At 38.1% G+C, this 1,238-nt stretch carries 2 protein-coding genes; both read right to left on the bottom strand.

The window, feature by feature from the left end:
- The coding region (locus DCM90_RS09710; protein WP_133244345.1) for an ABC transporter substrate-binding protein at positions 1 to 833 on the bottom strand (833 nt) is incomplete at its 3' end.
- Between the two features lie 124 nt (positions 834 to 957).
- Positions 958 to 1,238, bottom strand: a 281-nt coding sequence (locus tag DCM90_RS09705; protein WP_165815271.1) for a PTS sugar transporter subunit IIB, incomplete at its 5' end; no start/stop codon positions are given.

Genomic DNA, 1,238 nt, shown 5'->3' with positions numbered 1-1,238 from the left:
TTGGCAAAGTTTTGGATATCTGCCCCACCGTCAAATTGTGAACCATTATTGAGCAAATTGTCTTTAATCCAGCCAGTTGCTTTTTCAAGACCTTTGACGAATTTAGGATCATCAGTTGTATATTTGCTAACTTTTTCATCTGTTACAGAACCGCTATAAAGGTTAGAGATAAAGGCACGTGTTCCTTGGTCTCCCCCTTGACCAGAACTGAACAATGAACCTGGTGTGTAACCCTTGTCTTTAAGTGCTTTCAATACTTTTTCAAAATCATCAGTTGTCCAACCTTCTTTTACAAGGTTTGCAACTCCAGCATCTTCTAACATTTTCTTGTTCATTGCCATGTAGAATGGGGCAGAACTAATTGGATACATGTAAGCCTTGTCTCCAGCTTTACTTGCTTGTACGATGTTTTCATTGTTGACATCTTTAACAAAGTCATCTGTGAAGAGGTCGTTCAACTCAGCCAATTTACCGTTTTTACCGTATTGGATGATACGTCCTGGTGCATCAAAGAGTACGTCTGGAGCTGTTCCAGCTTCGATAGCTGTTGTGATTTTTTCAGGACCTGACTTGAAGTCGATGGTTTCCAATTTCACTTTTACATCTGGATTGGCTTTTTCAAACGCTTCGATGATTGATTTTTCATAAGTTCCAACACCGTCACCAGTTTTTTCTTGGGTAAATACTGGGAATGCCCACCAAGTGATTTCTGTTTTGGCACCGTCACCACCTGATTTGCCAGCATCTTTACTTCCGCCAGAATTGCCACAAGCAGCAAGACCAAGAACCGCAGCACTCGCAAGTACTGTACAAGCTAATTTTCTAAATTTCATCTGTATTCTCCTATGTAATAAGCGTATCCAACTTGGATAATGAGTTCTTTATTTCTTATATGCGATTTCATTTCATCCTACTCATCCATCACTCTCCTCTGTTTTTTATTAAGTCAGTAAGTACTTAATCATCTACACCTAAAATTTCATTAATACTATTTTTATATAAGATTGCTTTTGCTCCATAGATTGCTTGAATGCCACCCTTCACTTCTAAGACATCAACTGCACCAATTTGTTTTAAAAGCGCTTTATCAACTTGATTAACTTCTTTTACAGCTACACGTAAACGTGTCACACAAGCATCTACATCTTCTATATTATTTGATCCACCCAAGGCTCTGATAATTTGTAGGCTATCCTGTTTTAAATAATCTGCAGTATTTGAAGTTGAATCTGCGGATT

This window comes from Levilactobacillus bambusae (assembly GCF_003124125.1).
Taxonomy (GTDB): domain Bacteria; phylum Bacillota; class Bacilli; order Lactobacillales; family Lactobacillaceae; genus Levilactobacillus; species Levilactobacillus bambusae.
Note: the sequence above shows the minus strand (reverse complement) of the source record. Positions and strands in the feature narration are given on the sequence as shown.